The following is a 19,111-nucleotide window of genomic DNA, read 5'->3' as shown; positions in this document are numbered from 1 at the left end:
TCATGCCACCTTGATTTCTTCGCCGCTGGACTTGAACACGCGCACGCGCTTGTCGCCCTGGGTCTTGACGCCGACGCGATCGGCCTTGCCGGTCGCGGGATTGAAGATCGCCACGTTGGACTGGTGGATCGGCATGGCCTTCTCCACGATGCCGCCGGTGGTGCCCTTCATGGGGTTGGGCTTGGTGTGCTTCTTCACCAGGTTGATGCCCTCGACCACCACGCGCTCGTCGTCCTTGCGCAGGACGACCTTGCCACGCTTGCCCTTGTCACGGCCCGCGAGGACGATGACCTCGTCGCCGGTGCGAATCTTGTTCATGGGTGTCGTCCTCTTACAGAACTTCCGGGGCCAGGGACACGATCTTCATGAACTTCTCGGTGCGCAGCTCGCGCGTCACCGGTCCGAAGATGCGGGTGCCGATCGGCTCCAGCTTGTTGTTGAGCAGCACGGCGGCATTGCCGTCGAACTTCACGAGCGAGCCGTCGCCACGGCGGATGCCCTTGGCGGTGCGGACCACCACGGCGCTGTAGACCTCGCCCTTCTTGACGCGGCCACGCGGCGCGGCTTCCTTGATGCTCACCTTGATGATGTCGCCCACGCTGGCGTAGCGACGCTTGGAGCCACCGAGCACCTTGATGCAAAGCACGGACTTCGCGCCCGTGTTGTCGGCGACTTCGAGCCGGGATTCAGTCTGGATCATGTCTTGTATTCCCAACTTGTCCCCGGCTGAAGGGCCAGGGCAGTCTTGGGCCCGCCGTCCACCCCCGCAAACCGCTCGCGGGTGTTTTCGAATGGGCAGAATCTCGCCCAAAAATAGGCGAGCCCGCGATCATAGCTTGTCCGCAGGAGTTGTCAACACCCCCTGGCGGGCCGTGGCGCTGCCGCCGCGCCGGACGCCGGCCGGGCCCCCTCCGGCGGCCGTGCGCCGGGGGTTCCGGGAGGGCTGCCCGCCCGGGGCGGCCTAGGCGGGCTGGCGGTCCGGGCGGTAGCTGGCCGCCAGGGCGGCGAACGCGGCCTCGTGCGGGTCCACCCCGGTCTCCTCGCGCAGGATGCCGGCCACCGCGGCGCCGAGCCGGGCGGCCTGGGCGGCGTCCAGGAACAGCAGCCGCGAGCGCCGCGCCAGCACGTCCTCCACCGTCCGGGCGTACTCGTGGCGGGCGGCGAAGCGCACCATGGCCTCGGTCAGGCCGCCGCCGAGCTCGGCGCCGGCGCCCGGCAGCGCCTGCACCGCGCCGGCCTCGCTGCCATACAGGTGCAGCCCCGGCGGATCGCTGAGCGGGCGCCGGCCGGCGGTGTCCGGATCGGCGCCGACCAGCGGCAAGTCAGCAGTCACTCCGCGCTCCAGCCCGTGCAGCAGCCCGGCCTCGGCGCAGCGCTCGAGCACGTCCTCGGCCATGGCGCGGTAGGTGGTCCACTTGCCGCCGGTCACCGTGACCAGGCCCGAGCGGCTGACCAGCACCGTGTGCTCGCGGCTCAGGGCCTTGGTGGGGGCGCCCTCGTCGTCCGGCGGCCGCACCAGCGGGCGCAGCCCGACCCAGACGCTGCGCGCGTCCTGCAGGCGCGGCGCCCGCACCAGGTAGCGCGCGGCCTCGCCGAGGATGAAGCGCAGCTCCGCGTCGAACGGGCGCGGCTCGCGCGCCAGGTCGCCGCGCGGCGTGTCGGTGGTGCCCAGGATCACCTTGCCCAGCCAGGGCACGCCGAACAGCACCCGGCCGTCGGCCGTCTTGGGCACCATGAGCGCATGCCGCCCGGGCAGGAACTCGCGGTCGACCACCACGTGCACGCCCTGGCTGGGCGCCACCATCGGCTGGACGGCGCGCCCGATCGCCTCGCCGTCGGCCTGGCGCAGGCGGTCGACCCAGACGCCGGCCGCGTTGACCACGCAGCGCGCCCGCACCTCGAACACGGCGCCGCCCTCGCGGTCCTCGCAGCGCACCCCGGCCACCCGCCCGCCCTCGTGCAGCAGGCCGGTGACGGCGCAGTAGTTGACCACCAGGGCGCCGCGGGCGGCTGCGGTGCGCGCCAGCGCCAGCGCCAGCCGGGCATCGTCGAACTGGCCGTCCCAGTACTCGACCCCGCCCTTCAGGCCGTCCGGCCGCACCGTCGGCAGCGCGGCCAGCGTCTCGGCCCGGTTCAGGAAGCGGGTGTCGGCCAGCCCGTCCGACCCGGCCAGCGCGTCGTACAGCTTGAGGCCGGCGCCGTAGAACGGGGTTTCCCAGAGCCGGTAGGAGGGCATGACGAAGGGCAGCGGCTGCGCCAGGTGCGGCGCGTTGCGCAGCAGCACGCGCCTCTCGTGCAGCGCCTCGCGCACCAGGGCCACGTTGCCCTGCGCCAGGTAGCGCACCCCGCCGTGCACCAGCTTGGTCGCCCGCGAGGAGGTGCCGCCGCCGAAATCGTGCGACTCGAGGAGCACCACCGACAGGCCGCGGCTGGCCGCGTCGAGCGCCACGCCCAGGCCGGTGGCGCCGCCGCCGATGACGGCGACATCGCATGCCGTCGTGCGCGCCAGCGCAGCCAGCAGTTCCTCTCTCCGCATGGCCAGGATTGTCCCTCAGCCGCCGGCGGCCGCGGCAACGCGGAAGCCGCAGTTGCTGCTGGCCGTGCCGGGCGAGTTGGCGCCGCGCGCGGCAACGCGGTAGCGGTTGCAGTACGACTCGTGGCAGAGGAACGAGCCGCCCCGCATCGACTTGCGCCCGGTCGGCTTGTCGTGCAGCGGATCCTGGCCGGCCGTGACGCGGTGGTAGTCGGCGCTGAACCAGTCGGCGCACCACTCCCAGGCGTTGCCTGCCATGTCGTACAGGCCCCAGCCGTTCGGCGGGAAGGCATCCGCCGGCTCGGTGCCCGGCGTCCAGCCTGGCCGTGGCTGGGCGGGAAACGCGCCCTGCCAGGTGTTGCAGCGCCGCTGCCCGTCGGGCTCGAACTCGTCGCCCCAGGGGTAGCGCCTGCCCGCCAAGCCGCCCCGCGCCGCGTACTCCCACTGCGCTTCGGTCGGCAGGCGCGTGCCCGACCAGGCGCAGAACGCCGCGGCATCGTTCCAGGACACCTGCACCACGGGGTGGTCGAGCCGCTGGTGGATCGACGACCCGGGCCCTGCCGGCCGTTGCCAGCAGGCGCCTTCGACCGGCACCCACCAGGGCAGGTCGCGCGAGACCTGGCGGATCGACGGCCGCACCCGGGCCTCGAGCTGCAGGTAGAACACGAACGAGCTGCCGGCCTGCTCGGCCTCGGTGATGTAGGAGGTCGCGCGCACGAAGTCCCGGAACTGCGCGTTCGTGACCGCGGTGCGGCCGATGCGGAAGGCGCCGAGCTGCACGGCCCGCACCGGACCTTCGCCGTCTTCGGCGAACCCTTCGGCCGCCTCGCTGCCCATCAGGAACCGGCCGGCCGGCAGCTGCAGCAGCTCGCCGGCGCGGCTGCCCGGCGCTGGCGCGGCGGGCAGGCGCGCCACGCCGGTGCCGGCCGCGCGAGGCAGGCAGCAACCCGTCACTCGTCCTCCCAGAATGCCCTGGTCACGCCCTGGCTGCGCATCAGCGCCACCACCTTGTCGCGCGGCAGCACGCCGCAGCGGGCGGCCCAGGCGTCGTACTGGCGCTTCATGTCGGCCACCCGGTCCGGGTGCTCGGACGCCAGGTTGCGCAACTCGGTGCGGTCGGCCTCCATGTCGTACAGCTCCCAGCCCTTGGGGTACTCGCGCACCAGCTTCCACTGGCCGATGCGGACGGCCGCGTTGCCCTCGTGTTCCCAGAACATCGGCGGCCGCTCGCCGGCGTCGGCCGCGAACGCCTGCTTCAACGAGTGGCCTTCCAGCGGCAGGATGGCCCGTCCGTCCAGCTGCTGCGGGTAGGGGGCGCCGCTGACATCCAGGATCGTGGCCATGATGTCGGGCAGGTAGCCCGGCGTGTGCCGGATCTCGCCGCGCTGCGCGATGCCCCGGGGCCAGTGGAAGATCAGCGGGGTCGAGATGCCGCCTTCGTGGATCCAGTGCTTGTACAGGCGGAACGGCGTGTTCGACAGGTTGGCCCAGGCCTGCCCGTAGCTCTGGTAGGTGTCCTCGGGGCCGGGCTCGACGTCGGGGTTGTTGCCGAAGCGCACCTCGCGGCCGTCGCGCGTGTGCGAGCGCGCGATCATCAGCTTGTTCACCACTTCGTCGATGGTGACGTCCTCCGGGATGTCCTCGGCGCAGGCACCGTTGTCGGACAGGAAGATCACCAGCGTGTTCTCGAGCTGCCCGGACTGCTCCAGGGTGGACAGAATGCGGCCGATGCCCTGGTCCATCCGGTCGATCTGGGCGGCGTACACCTCCATGCAGTTGGCGAGCCAGCGCTTGTGCTGCACGTCGGTCCAAGGCGGCTGGTTCGGATCGCGCGGCGTGAGCTTCCACTGGGCGTCCAGGATGCCGGAACTGACCAGCCGTTCCAGGCGCTGCTCGCGCAGCCGGTCCCAGCCTTCGTCGAACCGCCCCTTGTACTTGGCGATGTCCTCGGGATGGGCATGCAGCGGCCAGTGCGGCGCGGTGTAGGCGACGTACTGGAAGAACGGCTTGTCGGCGTGCTCGGCCTGGTGCCGGCGCAGGAACGCCACCGCCTCGTCGCTGATGGCGTCGGTGTAGAAGAAGCCCGGTTCGCGCGCCTCGTGCTCGACGTTCTCGTTGCGGCGCGTGAGCGTGTTCGGGTCGTAGAAGCTGCCGGCCCCGATGATGGTGCCGTAGAAGTCGTCGAAGCCCCGCTGCATCGGCCACGAATCGGTCGGCTGCTTCAGGTTGCTCGACACGTGCCACTTGCCGCTCAGGTAGCTGCGGTAACCGGCCGGCTTGAGCACTTCGGCGATCGTCGCGCAGCGCTGGTTCAGGTTGCCGGCGTAGCCTTCCGGTCCCGAGTCGTACGTCAGGATCCCGATCCCGGTCTGGTGCGGATGCAGCCCGGTCAGCAGCGAGGCGCGCGAAGGACTGCAGCGCGCGGTGTTGTAGAACTGCGTGAAGCGCAGTCCGCCCCGGGCCAGGCGGTCCAGGTTGGGGGTGTCGACTTCGCCGCCGAAGCAGCCGATGTCGGAGTAGCCCATGTCGTCGTTGAGGATCAGGAGGATGTTGGGGCGCTGGTTCATCTCGGTTCCTTCCGGCCAATCGATCAGTTCAGGCGTTCGCCGCCGGCGCGGTCGAACAGGTGGGCCGACGCTGGGGCGAAGCTGAGCCAGGTGGTGTCGCCTTCGCGCAGGTCGGGATGTCCGTCGGCGCGCCACTTCAGGCGCTGTGCGCCCGCCCGCAGGTCGAGCACGCAGTGGTCGCCGAGCTCCTCGACGTACTCGACGCGCGCCGGGATGCCGGTGCTGCCGGCGCGCAGGTCGCCAGGCCGCACGCCCAGCGTGACCTCGCGTGGCTGCTCCGTCCTGGCGCCGACCGGATGGGCGACGCCGTCGATCGACACCGCGTCGCCCTGCCAGGTGGCGTCCAGCAGATTCATCGGCGGCGTGCCGATGAAGCCGGCCACCGACACCTGCGAGGGCCGCCGGAAGATCTCGCGCGGCGTGGCGACCTGCACGATGCGGCCGTCCATGAACACCGCCACGCGGTCGGCCAGCGTCATGGCTTCCTCCTGGTCGTGCGTCACGTAGACGGTGGTCACGCCCAGCGAGCGCTGCAGTTGCCGCAGCTCCAGCCGGGTCTCCAGCCGCAGCTTGGCGTCCAGGTTGGACAGCGGCTCGTCCAGCAGGAACAGCCGCGGCTTGCGCACGATGGCGCGGGCCAGCGCCACGCGCTGCTGCTGCCCGCCGGACAGTTGCCCGGGGCGCCGCTGCAGCAGGTGGCCGATGCTCACCCGCGCCGCCGCGTCCTCGACCGATCGCGCGATCGTCGCGCGCGGGGTGCCGACCATGCGCAGCGGGAACCCGATGTTCTCGGCCACCGTCATGTGCGGGTACAGCGCGTAGCTCTGGAACACCATGGCGACGTCGCGCAGGCCCGGCTCGTGCTCGGTCACGTCGGCGCCATCCATCAGCACCTGCCCGGCACTGACGGTCTCCAGGCCGGCGAGGATGCGCAGCGTGGTGGTCTTGCCCGACCCCGAGGGCCCGAGCAGGACGAAGAATTCCCCGGCCTGGATCTCCAGGTCGACGCCGTGCAGCACGGTCGTCTCCCCATGCCGCTTGACCACGCCCTGCAGGCGCACCGCCCCCCCGTTCATCGACGTCCCCCTCCCTTGACCGCGCCCACCGTCAATCCCTTCACGATGTGGCGCTGCGCGAACAGGCCGACCAGGATCACGGGCGCCATCGCCACCATCGCCCCGGCGGCCAGGCGCGCCCACTGGGTCTGCTCGACGGAGATGAAATTGAACATCGCGACCGTGACCGGCCGCACCTTGTTGCCGCCCAGCACGACGGCGAACATGAATTCGTTCCAGGCGTTCAGGAACACGAACACGGTGGTCACCGCCAGCCCGCCGCGCACCTGCGGCAGGACCACGTGCCAGAACGCGCGCAGGCGGCCGGCGCGATCGAGCAGCGCCGCCTCCTCCATCTCGTACGGCACGTCCTCGAAGTACGAGACCAGCAGCCAGATGGCGAACGGCAGCGAGAAGGTGAGGTAGATCACCACCAGCCCGGTGTAGGTGTCGAGGGCGCCGATGCGCTGCAGCACCAGGTAGTAGGGGATGACCAGCCCCACCGGCGGCAGCATCTGGGTGACCAGGACATAGAACCCGCTGGCGCGCCGGCCCGGATAGCGCAGGCGGGCCAGGGCATAGGCGGCGGGCGTGGCGAAGGCCACCGTCAGCAGCGTGGCGCAGCAGCTCACCACGGCGCTCGACCACAGGTTCGGCAGGATGGATGTCGGGCCCCACAGCACGTCGCGGTAGTTCGCCAGGGTCGGCGTGAACACCAGCAGCGGCGGGTAGGCCAGCACGTCGCGCTCGGTCTTGAACGACGTGAGCAACGCCCACAGCACCGGGAACGCCCACACCGACACCAGCAGGCCGGCGACGGCGAACAGGACCACCTGCCGTGACGCGCCGCGCATCATGCGGGGGCCTTCCGGCGCCGGAACAGCAGCCACGACACGAGCATGGTGACGGCCAGCAGGACCATGGCGAGCGCGGAGCCGTAGCCGATGTTCAGCTCGGTGAAGGAGGTCCGGTAGGCGTACAGGTTGAGGATCTCGGTCGACGTTCCCGGGCCGCCGCCGGTGGCGGCGAAGATGGCCGCGAACGCCGACAGCGCCGTCATCGTGCGCAGGATCACCACCATCACCACGGCCGGGCGGATCAGTGGCAGCGTGATGTGGCGAAAGCGCTGGCGGGCGTTGGCGCGGTCGAGCCGGGCGGCCTCGTAGACGTCCGGCGGCAGGGTCGCCAGGGTCGCCAGCAGCACAAGGAAGGCGAACGGCGTCCACTGCCAGGTGTGGATGGCGATCACCGAGATCAGCGCGAGCTGGGGATCGCCGAGCCAGTTGTGGCTGCCCAGCCCGAGCCAGCGGGTGACGACGTCGACCAGGCCGACGTCCGGCGACAGCACCAGGGTGCGCCAGAACAGGCCCACCACGACCGGCGCCAGCACGATGGGCAGGATGGCCGCGACCCGCAGCCACGCCTGGCCCCGCGGGATCTGCAGCACCAGCAGCGCCAGCGACAGGCCGATGGCCACCTGCAGCATCACCGTGGAGGCCGTGTAGACGACGGTGAGCGCCAGCGAATTCCAGAAGCGCGGGTCGCCGCCCATCTTGGCGTAGTTGCCCAGGCCCGCGAAGCCCGTCATCCAGGGCATGCCGAGGTCGAGCTTGTGCAGGCTGTTCCAGGCCAGGAACACCAGCGGGGCGGTGGTGGTGAGCAGCAGCAGCAGGAATGCCGGCGCGAACAGGGCCAGCGCGAAGCGCCGCTCCTGTCGCTCCAGCGTCCCTGCGCCCGCCGCGCGGGGCGCAGGCATCCGGCCTCAGCCCTTCATCACCTGCGCGATGCGGGCCTGGGCCTCGTCGAGCGCCTCCTTCGGCTTCTTCTGGCCGACCAGCGCCGCCTGGATGGCCGTGGCCATGGTGTCGCCGATGGCGGGCCACTGCGGCACGCGGGGCCGCCAGTCGACGTCCGTGTCCTGCTCGAGCGATTCCAGCGCGGCGGGGATGAAGTTGTCGCCCGCGCCCTTCATGGCGGCGGCGAACTCCGCCGATTTCCACAACGATGCGCGGTTCAGGCCCGAGCGCTTGGCCGGGCCGTCGAACTTCCACGACGTGCGGGCCTGGGTCTCGGCCGACGCGGCCCAGCTGATGAACAGCCAGGTGGCCTTCTTGGCCTTGTCGCTCAGCGACGCATTGATGGGGAAGCCCCAGTTCCAGATCGAGGTGACGCGCTTGCCCGACGGGCCCTTGGGCCAGCGGGCGTACGCCACCTTGCCGACCACCTTGGACTTTTCCGGGTTGGTGATGACCGCGGCCGACGAGTGCGCGTCGATGTAGCAACCCACCGTGCCCTGCGAGAACGCGTCGGCGATGTCGGGCCAGTTCCAGTTGCGCACCGCCGGCGGCGCGTACTGGGCCAGCGCCTGGACGTACCAGTCGAGCGCCTTGACCGCCTCGGGCCCGTTGACGGTCAGCGCCTTGTTGCTGAACCAGTCGCCGCCGAACCCCCGCAGCAGGGACGGGTAGATGTACATGTTCTGGCCCGCGCCGGCGAACCCGCGCAGCGCCAGCCCGTACATGCGGTTGGCCGGGTCGTGCAGGGCCTTGGCGTTGGACAGCAGCTGGTCGTAGGTCTCGGCCGGCTTCAGGCCCTTGGCGTCGTACAGGTCCTTGCGGTAGACCTGCACGGTGACCTCGCCGTCGTATGGGATGCCATAGGGCTTGCCGTCGACGGAATCGGCGTCGCGCCAGGCCTTGAAGATGTCGTTGTAGTTGAACCAGGCCGGGTCGGTGAGGGTGGCGTCCCCGAGGTACTTGTCCAGCGGTTCGACCCACTTGTTGGAGACGTACAGCGGGTAGTACATGGGGTCGGCCGCGTGCGTCGCGTAGGTCCCGGTCTTGGACGACAGGTCCAGCAGGGCCTTCTGCCGGATCTGGCCCGGCGGCACCTTCTCCGCCCGCACCTTGATGCCGGTGAGGGCCTCGAACTGCGGCAGCAGGCCGAGCAGGTTGTCGAAGTAGCTGGCCGGGATCACCGCGACCGAGATCGATTCGCCTTCGGCCTGGCGCCAGTTGATCTTCGCGGAGCGGTAGGGCCCCAGGTCGGCCGCGGCTTGCGCCTGCGCCATCGCGGGCCATGTCCCGGCCACGCCGACGGCGCCCAGCGCCGCGGCTTGTCCCAGGAACTCGCGGCGGCTGGCGTCCAGGTCGAGGGGCGAGCGAACTGATTTCTTCATGCGTCGATCTCCAGGCGGTGGAAGGTGGAGGAGGCGGCAGTGGCCATGCAATCGATTACATGGCAGTCTAGCGACCGGCTCCGGTGCTGTCATTGTGGCCGGTCTAGGGGCTTTCCCCATAGACCGAGTTGTCATGAGCTTCTCCGCTGGGTTAGATTCCTGCAATCGATTACAAGGGAGTCATGGGCACCGAGCATTCCGGCAGCAAGCGGCCCGCGGGGGCGGCGAAGGCGCGCTCCGGCGCCAAGGACGTGGCCCAGCTCGCCGGCGTATCGACGGCCACCGTCTCCCGCGTCCTGAACAACTCGCAGCAGGTCGACCCCGACACCCGCCGGCGGGTGCTGGAGGCGGCCACCAAGCTGCGGTATGTGCCGCACGGCGCCGCCCGCACCCTGCGCAGCCACCGCAGCCGGATGATCGGCGCGATCGTGCCCTCGTTCGACTACGCGCTCTACGCCCGCACCACGAGCGCCCTGCAGCAGCGGCTGGACGAGCGCGGCTACGCCCTCGTCCTGGCCGAGCACCACTATGACCTCGCGGTCGAGACCCGCATCGCGGGCCAGCTGATCGAGCGCGGGGTCGACGCGTTCCTGCTGGTCGGCCTGGACCATGAGCAGGCCCTCTTTTCGCTGCTGGAGGACTACGGCCGGCCGTTCGTGCTCACCTGGGGCGTGGACCCGCTGCAACGCCATCCCAGCATCGGGTTCGACAACCGCGCGGCCACCTACGAAGTGGCGCGGCACTTGATTGCGCTGGGCCACCGGCGCATCGGCCTGCTCAGCGCGCCGTTGTCCGGCAACGACCGCGCCCGGGCCCGCGGCGAAGGCCTGCGCGCCGCGCTGGCGGAACACGGCCTCGGCCTCGATCCGCGCCATGTCGCCTACGAGCCCATCTCGCTGGCGACGGCAGAGGCGGGCATGGCACGCCTGCTGGCGGCGCCCGACCGGCCGACGGCCGTGGTGGCGACCAACGACGTGTTCGCCGTCGGCGCGATGCTGGCCTGCCGCAAGGCCGGCGTCCGGGTCCCGCAGGAGATGTCGATCACGGGGGTCGACAACACCGACCTGGGTGCCACGCAGACGCCCGGCCTGACGAGCGTCGCGACGCCGGTGGTGGACATCGGCCGGGCCGCGGCCGACCAGCTGGTGGCACGGCTCGAGGGCGGCCCCTGGGAGCCGTTCCAGCAGTTCCCGGTCCAGCTCGTGCAGCGCGGCAGCACGGCGCCACCCGCGGGTCTGCAACGTGCTGCGGGCTAGACTGCGCGCATGGACCTGCACTCGATCCGGATCGCATTCATCGGCGGCGGCAACATGGCCAGCGCCATCCTCGGCGGCCTGCTGCGACAGGGCCTGGCGCCCTCGCAGGTGCAGGTCGTGGAACCGTTCGAGGAGGCGCGCGGGCGGCTCGCGCGCGAGTTCGGCGTCACGGCGCACGAGCAGGCCGGGGACTTCCTCGCGCCGGCGCAGCTGGTCGTGTGGGCCGTCAAGCCGCAGACCTTTCGCGCCGCCGCCCAGGCCGTCGCAGCGCACACGCACAACGCGCTGCACCTGAGCGTCGCCGCCGGCATCCGCTCGGACAGCATCGCGCACTGGACCGGCAGCGAGCGCATCGTGCGCAGCATGCCCAACACGCCGGCCCTGGTCGGCCGCGGCATGACGGCGCTCTTTGCCCGGGCCGCCGTCAGCGCCGCCGACCGCCAGCTGGTCGAGCAGGTGCTGGCGCCCACCGGCGCCACCCTGTGGGTCGATGCCGAGCAGCAGCTCGACGCGGTGACCGCGCTGTCCGGATCGGGACCGGCCTACGTCTTCTATTTCATCGAGGCCATGGCCCGGGCGGGCGCCGAGATGGGCCTGCCGCCGGCCAAGGCGTTGCAACTGGCCATCGGCACCTTCGCCGGCGCCTCCGAACTGGCCCGCGCCTCCAGCGAGCCGCCGGCGGTGCTGCGCGAGCGGGTGACGTCCAAGGGTGGCACCACCTACGCGGCCCTCACCTCCCTGCAGCAGGACGCGGTGGCCGACAGGTTCGTCGCCGCCATGCATGCCGCCTGCCGCCGCGCCGCCGAACTGGGCGACGAGTTCGGCCGCGACTGAGCCGGGCTAGCGCAGGGCGTAGCCGGCCGCGATGCCGGCGAACACCGCGAAGCCCACCCAGTGGTTGAGCCGGAAGGCGCGAAAGCACCCGTCGCGCGTGCGCCCGCGGATCAGGCTCCAGTGCCACAGCGCCTGGGCGGCCGCCGCCGCCAACCCGAACCAGAACGGCAGGCCGAGCGCCCGCGGCGCCAGCGCCGCGCCCCAGATGACGAGGAAGGCGGCGTAGCAGGCCATCACCACCGCGACGTCGGCGCGCCCGAGGGTGATGGCCGAGGTCTTGATGCCGATGCGCAGGTCGTCGTCGCGGTCGACCATGGCGTACTCGGTGTCGTAGGCCAGCACCCAGAACAGGTTGCCCAGCAGCAGCACCCAGGCCAGCAGCGGCACCCGCGACTGGAGGGCGGCGAACGCCATCGGGATGCCGAAGCTGAAGGCCACGCCCAGCACCGCCTGCGGCATCGACACCAGCCGCTTGGCGAACGGGTAGGCCAGCGCGATGGCCAGCGCGGCGAACGACCAGGCGATGGTGGCCGCGTTGGTGGTGAGCACCAGCCCGAAGGCCGCCAGCGCCAGCCCCGCCCCCAGCGCCAGCGCCTCCGGCACGCCGATGCGCCCGGACGTGACCGGCCGTTGCGCGGTGCGCTTGACGTGGCGGTCGAAGTCGCGGTCGGCGACGTCGTTCACGCAGCAGCCGGCGCTGCGCATCAGGATGGTGCCGAGGGTGAACACGGCCAGCAGGTGCCAGCCCGGGAAGCCGTCCGCCGCCACCCACAGCGCGCTCAGCGTGGGCCACAGCAGCAGCAGCCAGCCCGCCGGGCGGTTCCAGCGGATGAGGTCGAGCCAGAGCGCCAGCCGGTCGGGCACGTCAGGGGCAGCCGATGCGGCGCAGGTCGAGCTGGCCGGCGCGCATCGGCGGGCACCAGTAGTACGCGCCGGTGACCGGTCGCGAGAGCCGGAACACGCCGTCGACGATGCCGTCGTCCAGGCCGGCCATCCGGCGCATCTGGGCCTCGAAGGCGGCGTGCGATTTGCCGAAGGCGACGAACATCAGGCCGGCCTGGGTGCTGGCCATCCACGGCATCGAGCGGCGCAGCACGAAGGCCTCGGGGTCGAAGCTCTCCTGCGCGGTGCGCTTGACGTGCGCCGAGGCGGGGGCGTCGTCGATCTCCTCGTTGTCCGACAGGCGCCGGCCGATGGCATGGTTCTGCTCGTCCTCGGGCATGGCGTCGAAGGCGTCCAGGTCGTGCACCCACTGCTGCACGGCGACGAAGCTGGCGCCGTCCAGGCCCTCGCCCTGGCCGTGCACGAAGGCCGCCTGCAGGGCCGCATCGCCGTGCGGGTTCTCGGTGCCGTCCTCGAAGCCGGTGAGGTCGCGGCCGAAGCCGGAGGCCGCGTCGTGGCGGTGCCGGAACGCGTCGGTGACGTGGCGCAGCGCGAACGCCGGCACCAGCGCCTTCTGCAGCTTGCGCGTGACGTGCAGCAGGTCACCCAGGTCGTCGCCGCGCACCCAGCACCACAGCTGGCCGGGGGTGGCGGGCACCTTGACCGGGCCGGAGAAGTCGGGCACGTCGTGCAGGCCGGGGATGTCGCCGCCCAGCGCCTGGACCAGCAGCGGGCCGATGCCGATGACGACGTCGCGGCCGTCGACCAGGGGCGAGGCGCGCTGCAGGGCGGCGCGGATGGCGCCGGCCGGCTGCTGCTCGCCGGCGATGGTGAACAGCACGTAGCGCGCGACCCGCGGCACGCCTTCCAGGATGCCGGGCTGGTAGAGGGGGATCTGGTCGTCTTGCATGGCAGCAGGGGAAGCCGGGTCAGGACAGCCGCCGGACCCCCGGCAACTCGCAGGCGTAGATGGAGTTGCGCAGGGCCGCGATGGCCTCGTAGCGGGTGAAGCTGCGGCGCCACGCCAGCACCACCCGGCGCGTGGGCGGGTCGCCGTCGAACGGGATGTAGCGCACGTAGGGGTCGTCGTCCCTGCGCCGCCGGGTGGTCTTGGGCGCCAGGGCGTCCTTGGGCACCGACAGCCGCGGCACCAGGGTCACGCCCATGCCGGCGGCCACCATGTGCTTGATGGTCTCGAGCGACGAGCCCTCGAAGCTCTTGCGGATGCCCTCGGCGTCGCTGGAGAAGCGGGCGAACTCGGGGCAGACCTCCAGCACGTGGTCGCGGAAGCAGTGGCCGTTGCCCAGCAGCAGCATGGTCTCGCTCTTGAGCTCCTGCGAGGTGATGGTCTTGCGGTCGGCGAACGGGTGCGAGGTCGGCACCACCGCCAGGAAGGGCTCGTCGTACAGCGCCGCCAGCGCCAGCCCGGTGTCGGGGAAGGGCTCGGCCATGATGGCGCAGTCGATCTCGCCGGTGCGCAGCATCTCCAACAGCTTGACCGTGAAGTTCTCCTGCAGCATCAGCGGCATCTGCGGCGTGCGCGCGATCGCCTGGCGCACCAGGTCCGGCAGCAGGTAGGGCCCGATGGTGTAGATCACGCCCAGCTTCAGCGGGCCGGCCAGCGGGTCCTTGCCGCGCTTGGCGATCTCCTTGATGGCGGCGGCCTGCTCCAGCACGCTCTGCGCCTGGCGCACGATCTCCTCGCCCAGCGGCGTGACGCTCACCTCGTTGGCGCTGCGCTCGAACAGCTTGATCTCCAGCTCGTCCTCGAGCTTCTTGATGGCCACCGAGAGCGTCGGCTGCGACACGAAGCAGGCTTCGGCGGCCTTGCCGAAATGCTTCTCGCGCGCCACGGCGACGATGTACTTGAGCTCGGTGAGGGTCATGCGGTGCGGATTGGCTCGGTCGTCGGTCGGGCAAAGAAGCGGCGCCCCTAGGCCTTGAGGAAGTCGGATTTTCCCCCCAACCAGCGCGCCGTGTGGCGGCTGGCGTCCTGCGGGTGGCGATCGAGCAGCAGCGGCGCGAGGCGGCGCGCCGGCTCCAGCAGGTGCGCATCGGTGGCCAGGTCGGCGAACCGCAGCAGCGGCGCGCCCGACTGGCGCGCCCCCAGGAACTCGCCCGGCCCGCGGATCTCGAGGTCGCGGCGCGCGATCTCGAAGCCGTCGGCGGTCTCGGCCATCGCCTTCAGCCGTGCCCGCGCCGTCTCGCCCAGGCGGCCGTTCTCGCCCGGCGCGTACAGCAGCACGCAGGCCGAGGCCGCCGCGCCGCGGCCGACGCGACCGCGCAGCTGGTGCAGCTGCGACAGGCCGAACCGCTCGGCATGCTCGATCACCATCAGCGAGGCGTTGGGCACGTCGACGCCGACCTCGATCACGGTGGTGGAGACCAGCACGCCCATCTGGCCGCCGGTGAACAGCGCCATCACGGCCTTCTTCTCGGCCGCCGGCATGCGCGAATGCAGCAGGCCCACCAGCACGCCGGGCAATGCCGCCGACAGCGCCTGGTGGGTGGCGGTGGCATTGGTGAGGTCGAGCGCCTCGCTCTCCTCGATCAGCGGACAGACCCAGTACACCTGCCGGCCCTGGGCGACCTGCGCCCGGATGCGCTCGACCACCTCGTCGCGCCGGCTGTCGGCCACCAGCCGGGTGACCACGGGCGTGCGCCCGGGCGGCAGTTCGTCGATGGTGGAGACGTCCAGGTCGGCGTAGTAGCTCATCGCCAGGGTGCGCGGGATGGGGGTGGCCGACATCATCAGCAGATGCGGCTCCTGCCCGCCCTCGTCCATCTTCTCGCGCAGCGCCAGCCGCTGCGCGACGCCAAACCGGTGCTGCTCGTCGATGATGGCCAGCGCCAGCCGCCGGAACTGCACCTGCTCCTGGATGACGGCGTGGGTGCCCACCACCAGCGCCGCCTCGCCGCTGCCGATGCGCTCGAGCATCGGCGCCCGCTCCTTCTTCTTCTGGCTGCCCGTGAGCCAGGCCACCACCTGCCCGCGCGCCGCCAGCAGCGGCTCCAGCCAGCCGATCAGCTTGCGGAAGTGCTGCTCGGCCAGGATCTCGGTCGGTGCCATCAGGGCGCACTGCCAGCCGGCGTCGATGGCGATGGCCGCCGCCAGCGCCGCCACCACCGTCTTGCCGGCGCCCACGTCGCCCTGCAGCAGCCGGTGCATCGGCACCGCCCGGCCGAGGTCGCCGGCGATCTCCTCGCCGACGCGCCGCTGGGCGGCGGTGAGCTGGAACGGCAGCACCTGCAGCAGCTGCTCGTGCAGCCCGCCGGCCGGCGCGGCCAGCACCGGCGCGCGCAGCCGGTCGCGCTCGCGCTTGCTCTCCAGCTGCGACAGCTGCTGCGCCAGCAGCTCCTCGGACTTCAGGCGCTGCCAGGCCGGGTGGCTGCGGTCCTCCAGCGTCGCCAGCGGCGTGTCGGGCGGCGGATGGTGCAGGAACTGCAGCGCCGCCCGCAGCGGCCAGGGGTCGCGCAGGCCCAGCTGGGGCACGAGTGGCACCGGCACGGTCTCCGACAGGTCGGCGCGCGCCAGCCCGGCCAGGACCGCCTTGCGCAGGTAGGCCTGGGGCAGGCTGGCCACGGTGGGATAGACCGGGGTCAGGGCCTCGGGCAACGCGCCGCCGGCGGGCCGGGTGGCCGGATGGACCATCTGCCAGCCGAGGAACCCGCCCTTGAGCTCGCCGCGCACCAGCAGCCGGGTGCCGACCGCCAGCGCCTTCTGGTGGGACGGGTAGAACGAGAAGAAGCGCAGCACGCAGGTGTCGCTGCCGTCGTCGACGGTCACCACCAGCTGGCGGCGCGGCCGGAAGGCGATCTGGCTGTCGGTGACGGTGGCCTCGATCTGCACCGTCTCGCCCTCGCGCGCGTCGCACAACCGCACGATCCGCGTCTCGTCCTCGTAGCGCAGGGGCAGGTGCAGCGCCAGGTCGATGTCGCGCACCAGCCCCAGTTTGCGCAGGGCCTTCTGGGGCTCGGACAGGGCCTTCTTCGGCGCGGCGACGGCCTGGGCAGCGGGCATGGGACAATTCTGCCTTCCCCTGTCCCCCTCCCTCTTGGCACGGGTCTCGTCCGACCCTCAAGCAGCATGCGTCCCTTCACCCCGGCGGACTTCGACTTCGCCCTGCCCCCCGAGCTGATCGCCCAGCATCCCGCCGCCGAGCGCAGCGCCTCGCGCCTGCTCGATGGCCGCACGCTGCCGCCGGTCGACCGCGTGTTCCGCGACCTGCCCGCCCTGCTGGCGCCGGGCGACCTGCTGGTGTTCAACGACACCCAGGTCGTCAAGGCGCGCCTGTACGGCGAGAAGCCCTCGGGCGGCAAGCTGGAGCTGCTGGTCGAACGCGTGCTGGGCGCGCGCGAGGTGGTGGCGCACATGAAGGTGAGCAAGAAGCCGGCGCCCGGCACGGTGCTGGCCATGCACGGCGGCTTCAGCGCCACCCTGCTGGGGCGCTGGCCAGACGACGAGGGGGCGCTGTTCCGCTTCGCCTTCAGCGACGACCCGTTCGCGCTGATGGAGCGCCATGGCCACGTGCCGCTGCCGCCCTACATCGAGCATGGCGACACCGCCGAGGACGCGCGCCGCTACCAGACCGTGTTCGCCCGCCACCCCGGCGCCGTCGCCGCGCCGACCGCGGCGCTGCACTTCGACCAGGCGGTGCTGGCGGACCTGGACGCGCGCGGCATCGGCCGCGCCAGCCTGACGCTGCACGTGGGCGCCGGCACCTTCCAGCCGGTGAAGACCGCGACCCTGGCCGAGCACCGCATGCACAGCGAGTGGTACGACGTGCCGCCGGCCACGCAGGAGGCGATCGCGCGCACCCGCACGCAGGGCGGCCGCATCGTCGCGGTCGGCACCACCAGCGTGCGCACGCTGGAGTCCTGGGCCGCCAGCGGCCAGGCCCGCGGCGACACCAGCATCTTCATCACGCCCGGATTCGGCTTCCGGGTGGTGGACCTGCTGGTCACCAACTTCCACCTGCCCAAGTCGACGCTGATGATGCTGGTCAGCGCCTTCGCCGGCCACGACGAGGTGATGACCCTGTACCGCCACGCGGTGGCGAATCGCTACCGCTTCTTCAGCTACGGCGATTCCATGCTGCTGGAACGCCAGGCCCTTCCTTCCTGACATGCTGCAGTTCGACCTCCTCGCCACCGACGGCCATGCGCGGCGCGGCCGCCTCACGCTCAACCACGGCGTCGTGCAGACGCCGATCTTCATGCCCGTGGGCACCTACGGCACCGTCAAGGGCGTGACGCCGCGCTCGCTGCAGGAGATGGGTGCGCAGATCATCCTGGGCAACACCTTCCACCTCTGGATGCGCCCCGGCCTGGACGTGCTGGCGCAGTTCGGCGGGCTGCACCGCTTCGAGCGCTGGGAGCGTCCCATCCTCACCGACTCGGGCGGCTTCCAGGTCTGGAGCCTGGGCGAGATGCGCAAGATCAGCGAGGAGGGCGTGAAGTTCGCCTCGCCGGTCAACGGCGACAAGCTGTTCCTCACGCCCGAGGTGTCGATGCAGATCCAGACCATCCTGGACAGCGACATCGTCATGCAGTTCGACGAGTGCACGCCGTACGAGACCAAAGGCCACATCACGACCGAGGCCGAGGCGCGCGTCTCGATGGAGCTGAGCCTGCGCTGGGCCCGCCGCTGCCAGGCCGAGTTCGCGCGGCTGGCCAACCCGAACGCCCTGTTCGGCATCGTGCAGGGCGGCATGTTCGAGCACCTGCGCGACGAATCGCTGGCCGCCCTGGTGGCCATGGACTTTCCCGGCTACGCGGTCGGCGGCGTCAGCGTCGGCGAGCCCAAGGACGAGATGCTGCGCATCATGGCCCACACGCCGCACCGGCTGCCGGCGCACAAGCCGCGCTATCTGATGGGCGTGGGCACGCCGGAGGACCTGGTCGAGGGCGTCGCCCAGGGCGTGGACATGTTCGACTGCGTCATGCCGACCCGCAACGCGCGCAACGGCCACCTGTTCACCCGCTACGGCGACCTGAAGATCCGCAACGCGCGCCACCGCAGCGACCAGCGGCCGCTGGACGAAACCTGCACCTGCTACGCCTGCCGGGGCGAGACGGCGGCCGACGGCAGCGTCAGCGGCGGCTTCTCGCGCGCCTACCTGCACCACCTGGAGCGCTGCGGCGAGATGCTGGCGCCCATGCTGGCCACGATCCACAACCTGCACTACTACCTGAACCTGATGCAGGAGGTGCGCGACGCGCTCGACGCCGGCCGCTTCGCCGCCTTCCGCGAGCAGTTCCGGCGCGACCGCGCGCACGGCGTCTAGCGGGGCACGCCGACATGGGTCGCTGGCTCGTCAACCTCCTGGGCTGGCTGCTGCGCTGGCCGCTGGCGCTGCTGATCCTGTTCGAGGAATGGGGCTGGGAGCCGCTGCAGCACGCGCTGGTGCGCCTGTCCGAGCGGCTGCGGCTGCGCTGGCTGGAGCCGCGCATCCGGGCCCTGCCGCCGTACCCGGCGCTGGCCCTGTATGCGGTGCCGGCGCTGCTGCTGCTGCCGGTCAAGCTGCTCGCCCTGGCGGCGATCGGCAGCGGGCACGTCGTGCTCGGCGCCGCCGTCATCGTCACCGCCAAGGTGGCCGGCACGGCGGTCCTGGCCCGGCTCTTCACGCTCACCCGCCCGGCCCTGATGCGCCTGCCCTGGTTCGCCCGCTGCTACGAGGGCTGGACGGCATGGAAGGAGGCGCTGCTGGCACAGGTGCGGGCCAGCGCCACCTGGCAGGCCGCGCGGGTGATGCGGCGCTGGCTGGGCCTGCGCTGGGCCGCCCTGCGGCGCCGCTGACCGGCGC

At 71.6% G+C, this 19,111-nt stretch carries 18 protein-coding genes; 5 read left to right on the top strand and 13 right to left on the bottom strand.

Annotation, left to right across the window (positions count from 1 at the left end):
- The 9 genes from rplX to GON04_RS26200 all read right to left on the bottom strand — a co-directional run bounded on the left by rplX (position 1) and on the right by GON04_RS26200 (position 9,333).
- A complete protein-coding gene (rplX, locus tag GON04_RS26240) occupies positions 1–318 on the bottom strand; it encodes a 50S ribosomal protein L24 (RefSeq protein ID WP_157401066.1) in 318 nt (105 codons plus the stop codon).
- 13 nt (positions 319–331) lie between these two features.
- Positions 332–700, bottom strand: coding sequence for a 50S ribosomal protein L14 (gene rplN / locus GON04_RS26235; RefSeq protein WP_013902964.1), 369 nt, complete (start codon positions 698–700; stop codon positions 332–334).
- 261 nt (positions 701–961) lie between these two features.
- A complete protein-coding gene (locus tag GON04_RS26230) occupies positions 962–2,536 on the bottom strand; it encodes a glycerol-3-phosphate dehydrogenase/oxidase (protein WP_157401065.1) in 1,575 nt (524 codons plus the stop codon).
- Between the two features lie 15 nt (positions 2,537–2,551).
- A complete protein-coding gene (locus tag GON04_RS26225; RefSeq protein WP_198349456.1) occupies positions 2,552–3,487 on the bottom strand; it encodes an SUMF1/EgtB/PvdO family nonheme iron enzyme in 936 nt (311 codons plus the stop codon).
- Positions 3,484–5,100 (bottom strand): arylsulfatase, encoded by a 1,617-nt coding sequence (locus tag GON04_RS26220; protein WP_157401064.1) that lies wholly within the window; start codon positions 5,098–5,100, stop codon positions 3,484–3,486. The genes GON04_RS26225 and GON04_RS26220 overlap by 4 nt, the downstream gene beginning before the upstream one ends.
- Positions 5,101–5,123: 23 nt before the next feature.
- The gene (locus GON04_RS26215) at positions 5,124–6,176 is read right to left on the bottom strand and encodes an ABC transporter ATP-binding protein (RefSeq protein ID WP_157401063.1); all 1,053 of its coding nucleotides are present in this window, start codon (positions 6,174–6,176) and stop codon (positions 5,124–5,126) included.
- Complete coding sequence (locus GON04_RS26210; RefSeq protein ID WP_198349450.1) at positions 6,173–7,045, bottom strand: ABC transporter permease subunit; 873 nt, start codon at positions 7,043–7,045, stop codon at positions 6,173–6,175. Before GON04_RS26210 ends, GON04_RS26215 begins: the two co-directional genes overlap by 4 nt.
- Positions 7,009–7,911 carry a carbohydrate ABC transporter permease gene (locus GON04_RS26205; RefSeq protein WP_157401061.1) on the bottom strand — a complete coding sequence of 301 codons (903 nt, stop codon included), beginning with the start codon at positions 7,909–7,911 and terminating at the stop codon, positions 7,009–7,011. The genes GON04_RS26210 and GON04_RS26205 overlap by 37 nt, the downstream gene beginning before the upstream one ends.
- Positions 7,912–7,917: 6 nt before the next feature.
- Positions 7,918–9,333 (bottom strand): ABC transporter substrate-binding protein, encoded by a 1,416-nt coding sequence (locus GON04_RS26200; RefSeq protein ID WP_181653811.1) that lies wholly within the window; start codon positions 9,331–9,333, stop codon positions 7,918–7,920.
- Between the two features lie 182 nt (positions 9,334–9,515).
- Here GON04_RS26200 and GON04_RS26195 point away from each other — a divergent pair, with 182 nt between their 5' ends.
- Positions 9,516–10,589, top strand: coding sequence for a LacI family DNA-binding transcriptional regulator (locus GON04_RS26195; protein ID WP_157401059.1), 1,074 nt, complete (start codon positions 9,516–9,518; stop codon positions 10,587–10,589).
- Positions 10,590–10,598: 9 nt separating this feature from the next.
- Positions 10,599–11,423 carry a pyrroline-5-carboxylate reductase gene (proC, locus tag GON04_RS26190; protein ID WP_157401058.1) on the top strand — a complete coding sequence of 275 codons (825 nt, stop codon included), beginning with the start codon at positions 10,599–10,601 and terminating at the stop codon, positions 11,421–11,423.
- 6 nt (positions 11,424–11,429) lie between these two features.
- Here proC and ubiA read toward each other — a convergent pair whose 3' ends face one another.
- From ubiA to recG, 4 genes are read right to left on the bottom strand one after another with little or no spacing between them, the layout of a single operon-like run.
- Complete coding sequence (ubiA, locus tag GON04_RS26185; RefSeq protein ID WP_181653810.1) at positions 11,430–12,287, bottom strand: 4-hydroxybenzoate octaprenyltransferase; 858 nt, start codon at positions 12,285–12,287, stop codon at positions 11,430–11,432.
- 1 nt (position 12,288) lies between these two features.
- Positions 12,289–13,215 (bottom strand): Dyp-type peroxidase, encoded by a 927-nt coding sequence (locus tag GON04_RS26180; RefSeq protein WP_157401057.1) that lies wholly within the window; start codon positions 13,213–13,215, stop codon positions 12,289–12,291.
- Positions 13,216–13,234: 19 nt separating this feature from the next.
- Positions 13,235–14,191, bottom strand: a complete 957-nt coding sequence (locus GON04_RS26175; protein WP_157401056.1) for a LysR substrate-binding domain-containing protein — start codon at positions 14,189–14,191, stop codon at positions 13,235–13,237.
- A gap of 47 nt (positions 14,192–14,238) precedes the next feature.
- Positions 14,239–16,326 (bottom strand): ATP-dependent DNA helicase RecG, encoded by a 2,088-nt coding sequence (gene recG / locus GON04_RS26170; RefSeq protein ID WP_157401055.1) that lies wholly within the window; start codon positions 16,324–16,326, stop codon positions 14,239–14,241.
- A gap of 66 nt (positions 16,327–16,392) precedes the next feature.
- Here recG and queA point away from each other — a divergent pair, with 66 nt between their 5' ends.
- The 3 genes from queA to GON04_RS26155 are packed head-to-tail and all read left to right on the top strand — an operon-like array spanning position 16,393 to position 19,104.
- Positions 16,393–17,430, top strand: a complete 1,038-nt coding sequence (queA, locus tag GON04_RS26165; protein ID WP_157401054.1) for a tRNA preQ1(34) S-adenosylmethionine ribosyltransferase-isomerase QueA — start codon at positions 16,393–16,395, stop codon at positions 17,428–17,430.
- Position 17,431: 1 nt separating this feature from the next.
- Positions 17,432–18,592 carry a tRNA guanosine(34) transglycosylase Tgt gene (tgt, locus tag GON04_RS26160; protein WP_157401053.1) on the top strand — a complete coding sequence of 387 codons (1,161 nt, stop codon included), beginning with the start codon at positions 17,432–17,434 and terminating at the stop codon, positions 18,590–18,592.
- 14 nt (positions 18,593–18,606) lie between these two features.
- A complete protein-coding gene (locus tag GON04_RS26155; protein WP_157401052.1) occupies positions 18,607–19,104 on the top strand; it encodes a hypothetical protein in 498 nt (165 codons plus the stop codon).
- Positions 19,105–19,111: the final 7 nt, after the last annotated feature.

The sequence above is a fragment of the Ramlibacter pinisoli genome, from assembly GCF_009758015.1.
Classification (GTDB): Bacteria; Pseudomonadota; Gammaproteobacteria; order Burkholderiales; family Burkholderiaceae_C; genus Ramlibacter; species Ramlibacter pinisoli.
The sequence above is the reverse complement of the archived record's forward strand: the minus strand, read 5'-3'. Positions and strand labels throughout refer to the sequence as shown.